The organism is Halochromatium sp., from assembly GCF_054919635.1.
This window is the reverse complement of record NZ_JBUDPI010000284.1, coordinates 1-4,918: the sequence shown is the minus strand read 5'-3', so window position 1 is coordinate 4,918 and position 4,918 is coordinate 1. Positions and strand designations below refer to the sequence as shown.

At 61.5% G+C, this 4,918-nt stretch carries 6 protein-coding genes; 3 read left to right on the top strand and 3 right to left on the bottom strand.

The genetic code is table 11. The features are described 5' to 3' along the window. Window positions 1-341: ArnT family glycosyltransferase (locus ACY693_RS14900; protein WP_462322602.1), on the bottom strand; the 341-nt coding region annotated here is incomplete at its 3' end. After that, window positions 341-1,396: a glycosyltransferase family 2 protein gene (locus tag ACY693_RS14895; protein WP_462322601.1), complete on the bottom strand. Its 1,056-nt coding sequence runs from the start codon at window positions 1,394-1,396 to the stop codon at window positions 341-343. The genes ACY693_RS14900 and ACY693_RS14895, both read right to left, overlap by 1 nt. A gap of 51 nt (window positions 1,397-1,447) precedes the next feature. Between ACY693_RS14895 and ACY693_RS14890 the strand changes: the two genes are divergently transcribed. Then, window positions 1,448-2,020 carry a DUF29 domain-containing protein gene (locus ACY693_RS14890; RefSeq protein ID WP_462322600.1) on the top strand — a complete coding sequence of 191 codons (573 nt, stop codon included), beginning with the start codon at window positions 1,448-1,450 and terminating at the stop codon, window positions 2,018-2,020. Window positions 2,021-2,041: 21 nt separating this feature from the next. On the opposite strand, the gene ACY693_RS14885 is transcribed toward ACY693_RS14890, so the two are convergent. Beyond that, window positions 2,042-3,055 carry a class 1 fructose-bisphosphatase gene (locus tag ACY693_RS14885; protein ID WP_462322599.1) on the bottom strand — a complete coding sequence of 338 codons (1,014 nt, stop codon included), beginning with the start codon at window positions 3,053-3,055 and terminating at the stop codon, window positions 2,042-2,044. Window positions 3,056-3,348: 293 nt separating this feature from the next. On the opposite strand from ACY693_RS14885, the gene ACY693_RS14880 reads away from it, so the two are divergent. After that, window positions 3,349-3,696, top strand: a complete 348-nt coding sequence (locus ACY693_RS14880) for a hypothetical protein (RefSeq protein WP_462322598.1) — start codon at window positions 3,349-3,351, stop codon at window positions 3,694-3,696. 127 nt (window positions 3,697-3,823) lie between these two features. Then, on the top strand, window positions 3,824-4,576 hold the full coding sequence (locus ACY693_RS14875) for a HesA/MoeB/ThiF family protein (protein ID WP_462322597.1): 753 nt from the start codon (window positions 3,824-3,826) through the stop codon (window positions 4,574-4,576). Window positions 4,577-4,918: the final 342 nt, after the last annotated feature.

Genomic DNA, 4,918 nt, shown 5'->3' with positions numbered 1-4,918 from the left:
AGCCGGGCGCGCACGCACCACCAGACCGCAAGGACCCAGACGCTGGCCGCGATCGCCGAAGGCAGTCGCAGCGCACACTCACTCCACCCAAACGCCGCGACCGAGGCCGCCTGCAACCAATAGATGAGCACCGGCTTGTCATAGCGCGGCTCGCCATCGCGGTGCGGGGTGATGAAGTTGCCGCTCGCAAGCATCTCGCGGGTGGCCTCGGTGAAGGCACCCTCATCGAGATCGTAGAGCGGCACCGCGCCGAGCTGCCAGAAGAAGGCCAGCCAGACGATCAGCACTAAGAACCAAGGCGAGACGAGAATGCGTGTTAGCAGTGAGTCGCGCGCCTCCATCAGACTCGATCCTCTGAGCTAGCTTGCCCGTCATCCAGATCCCGTCGCTGCTCAACCTTCCAGCCAGCAGCTGCCGGATCGGTCTGCCGACAGATGCGGTGATGGGTGCGCTCTCCAGAGGCAAATAGCGTCCGGGTCATGATCTCAGCAAGCACACCCGTGGTCAGAAACTGGATCGAGGCGACTAGGAACAGGATGGCGACGAAGAACAGCGGGCGATCACCGATATCCTCACCGAGCCCGAACTTGACCCAGGCCAGCCAAGCCATCATCAATCCGCCAAGCAGACCGAATGAGAGCCCGATGCCACCAAAGAAATGCCCTGGGCGGGCACCAAAACGCAGAAAGAAGAAGGCGACTAGGAGATCCAGTAACACCCGAAAGGTCCGCGAGAGCCCATACTTGGACTTCCCTAGCTCGCGCGCGCGATGTCCGACCTCGGTCTCGCCGATACGATCGGGTGCCGTGACCCCGGCCACCCAAACCGGGATGAAGCGATGCATCTCACCGAATAGGCGGATCTCCTTGATCACCTCGGCGCGGTAGACCTTGAGGCTGCAGCCGTAATCGTGCAGCCGAACGCCGGTGACCTGAGCAATCAAGCCATTGGCGATCCGCGACGGGATCTTGCGCAGTAGCAAGGCGTCTTGACGATCGCGCCGCCAGCCCTGAAGCAGCTCCAGGTCACGCGCCAGCATCTCATCGACTAGACGTGGGATCTCGGCGGGATCGTTCTGCAGATCACCGTCGAGGGTTGCGATCAACGCCCCACGCGCGGCATCGAAGCCCGCCTGCATCGCCGCCGTTTGACCGAAATTACGCCGAAATCTGATGACCCTGATGTGAGAGCCATAACGGGCAGTTTGCTCGAACAGTGCTCGGTCAGTACCGTCGCGACTGCCATCATCGATCAGGATCAGCTCCCAGGGGTGCGGATAGCGCTCCAGCCCCTTGTGGACCCGAGCCAACAGCGGCTCGACATTGTCGCGCTCCTGATAGAGCGGGATGACAACCGAAAGGCTGCGCGGAGGAGGCTGAGACTGGAGAATGTCCATAACTGACTGAAGCTATACTCCTTCGGACACGCCCATGCGTTGAGGCAAACTATGACGACGACGGACTACGAGCAAGATTTTCATCGCTGGACACAAGAGCAAGCGCAGCTGCTGCGTGCCGGCCGCTATGCCGCGCTCGATATCGACCATCTAGTGGAAGAGCTCGACAGCATGGGGGCCAGAGAGCGTCGCGAGCTGACCAATCGTCTCAAGGTGCTGCTTGCCCATCTTCTGAAGTGGCAGTATCAGGCCGAGCGGCGCTCGCCGAGCTGGCGCGCCACGGTCAAGGAACAGCGACTCTCGATCGACGACCTGTTGGACGATAACCCCAGTCTCAGGCCGACGCTCGATCAGCAGATCATCAAGGCCTATCGGCTAGGCCGGCTGCTTGCTGTCAGGGAAACCAATCTCGACGAATCCCACTTCCCGACCGACTGCCCATACTCGATGGCTCAGGTCACTGACCCTGACTTCTACCCGAGCTCATCTGCATCGCGCGATGCGCTAACGTCGGTGGCGCCTCGCCATCCTGGGCGATGGAACGCTTGTTTCACCTTCAACAGAGCCAATCGCCACAAGCTGTCCCTCGACCGCGGGAATCGAATCCGCGGCCGCGGCCGTTAAGCTGTCGCGCTGACCTGCGCCTCAGCCCTCGCTGTGATAGCCCTGGATGCGCTCGACCTCGTTGCGTGAGCCCAGGATCACAGGCACGCGCTGATGCAGCCCTTCGGGCTGGAGCTCCATGATGCGCTGCTTGCCGGTGATCGAGGCACCGCCAGCCTGCTCGACGACGAACGACATGGGGTTGGCCTCATACAGCAGGCGCAGCTTACCGCCCTGTCCCTTCGCGGCCATCTTCGAATCCATCGGATACATGAAGACGCCGCCGCGGGTCAGGATGCGATGCACCTCGGCGACCATCGAAGCGATCCAGCGCATATTGAAATCCTTGCCGCGCGGACCTTCCTTACCCGCTAGACATTCGTCCACGTAGCGCTTGACCGGGGCCTCCCAGAAGCGGCTGTTCGAGGCATTGATGGCAAATTCCGCGGTATCTTCCGGGATGCTCATATCGGGATGGGTAAGGATGAACTCACCAATGTTCTGATCCAGCGTGAAGCCGTTCACGCCGTTGCCCGTGGTCAGGACCATCATGGTCGAAGGACCATAGAGCGCATAACCGGCGGCCACCTGCTCGGTACCAGCCTTGAGGAAATCGCGCTCGGTCGCATCACCAGCCTCGGTTGGCATGCGCAGGATGCTAAAGATGGTACCAACCGAAACGTTGACGTCGATGTTCGATGAGCCATCGAGCGGATCAAAGGTCAGCAGATACTTGCCGCGCGGGTATTCCTTTGGGATCTCGTAGATCTCGTCCATCTCCTCAGAAGCCAAGGCGCCGACATGGCCAGACCACTCGGTGCACTGGATGAACATCTGGTTGGAGAGCACATCCAGCTTCTTCTGTGTCTCGCCCTGGACATTCTCGCTACCGGCGCTTCCCAGCGCGCCGACGAGCGCACCATGGTTGACCTGATTCGAGATCATCTTGCAGGCCGTCACAATGTCGTTGAGCAGCGCCGTGAACTCACCCGTCGCACCCGGCGCGTGGCGTTGCTCTTCGGCGATGAATTGAGTAATGGTCGTACCGTGATGCATGAAGACAGTCCTCTAAGCGGATTCGGTGGGTACCTTGGCGCACTTGCCCGAGCAAAGACTCAGATGCAGTGACGAAGGACACGAGATCAATAGGTAATCGCGCAGTCTAGCGATCAGCGGCCCGTGAAGCACTGTCAGGCTCGAGCAATGCCCATGGTCAAATAGGAACGAGACACGTAGTATGTCGATCCGATGACAGTATCGTGACCGAGATCTCCGCGTCTCGGTCACAGTCGGCCAGCCCGGAGCGCGACTCGTACTCCCCTGACCTTCTCCCCTAGGAGCCCCATCTGATGCAAACGACGCCACCGAACAGGCGCAAAACCCTGCTCGAGGTTGCGGCTGGGCTGGGCCGCAAGGCACAGCGCTTCGCGACATCCTTTCTGCCAGTCGACGCCGGCCGGCGCGGCGATTGCAATCGCTGCGGCGAATGCTGCAAGCTGCCCTACCCCTGTCCCTTCCTGCGCTATGATGCCGAAGGACTCAGCAGCTGCGCCGTGTACCATGCGCGCCCACCGAGCTGCCGCAAATACCCGCGCACCTCGGGTGAGAACCTGACACCCGCGACCTGCGGCTATTATTTCGTCAATGTCACCGATATCGGCCGCGCCCAGCCGGCGACAGAGCAGGCGGGCGGCTGAACGCGCGGCAAACCTAAGCATGCGGGGTTGACGCGAAGACCCAACAGGAAACCCAGGTCTTTGCTCGTTGCAGCCCCGCACCCCGCACGAGAGCGACCCGACGACGAAGAAGCCGAGCTAGGCGCCGATGAGTCCGGACGAAGAGACCCGCTACAGCCGACAGATCCTCTTGCCCGGTTTTGGCGAGGACGGCCAGCAGCGCTTAGGGCAGGCAAGCGTGTTAATCGTCGGCCTCGGCGGGCTTGGCTCGGCAGTATCGATGTACCTGGCGGCAGCCGGCGTCGGCCGCCTGCTGCTCGCCGACTTCGACGCCGTCGACCTCTCCAACCTACAGCGGCAGCTCCTCCACAACAGCGAGCGCATCGGCTGGACCAAGGTTGACTCCGCGGTCGCCACCTTGAGCGCGCTGAATCCGCACTGCGAGCTGGTTCCGATCAAACGCAGTCTGAGCCCTACCCGACTCGCAGAGCTGAGCACAGAGGTCGACCTGATCATCGACGCCAGCGACAACTTCCAGACCCGTTACGCCGTCAACGCCGTCTGCGTCCAAGCCGGCATCCCGCTCGTCTCCGGCGCTGCGATCCGCGCCGAGGGCCAGGTCGCGGTCTTCTCTGGACGCCCGGGCGATCCCTGCTACCACTGCCTCTATCCGGATGACGGACACGAAGGCGAGCGCTGCTCACGGGAAGGGGTGCTTGCACCACTGGTCGGCATCATCGGCAGCATCCAAGCCACCGAAGCGATCAAGGTACTGACCGGCTATGGCGAGCCGCTGCACTCAAAGCTTCTATTGCTGGATGCGCAGACGATGGCGATTCGCACACTGAAGATACCGTCAGATCCCAGCTGCCCCATCTGCGCGGGCAGAGACGGGTGCTAGCGGGCAGACGCGCCCTTCGACCAACACGCACTGACCACCCAGCGCGCAGTGCCTAGTGCGCTTGTAAGACTAGCCCACCTGATCGAGACGATGCAGCGATCAACGTCAACCCTCGGAGCGGCGAGCCACAGCTGCCAAATGACACCGAATGCACCTGCTCAATGCGACGCAGAAAAATCGTCTAGAAACTCCGACGGCAGCTCGCCGGTGGTGACCAGCAAGTGGTCTAACGCGCGGGTACAAGCGACGTAAAGCAGATGTCGACCGGTGCTCTAGTTTTACTCTCGCACCGGGTTCGTACAGGCTGGGTCACTGCCGTTAACCGCCAATAATCTCATTCAG

Bases quoted from the DNA above. Each gene is read 5' to 3' on its own strand.
- ACY693_RS14880 (WP_462322598.1), top strand. From the start codon at position 3,349: ATGCAAACGACGCCACCGAACAGGCGCAAAACCCTGCTCGAGGTTGCG.
- ACY693_RS14890 (WP_462322600.1), top strand. From the start codon at position 1,448: ATGACGACGACGGACTACGAGCAAGATTTTCATCGCTGGACACAAGAG.
- ACY693_RS14885 (WP_462322599.1), bottom strand. From the start codon at position 3,055: ATGCATCACGGTACGACCATTACTCAATTCATCGCCGAAGAGCAACGC.
- ACY693_RS14875 (WP_462322597.1), top strand. From the start codon at position 3,824: ATGAGTCCGGACGAAGAGACCCGCTACAGCCGACAGATCCTCTTGCCC.
- ACY693_RS14895 (WP_462322601.1), bottom strand. From the start codon at position 1,396: ATGGACATTCTCCAGTCTCAGCCTCCTCCGCGCAGCCTTTCGGTTGTC.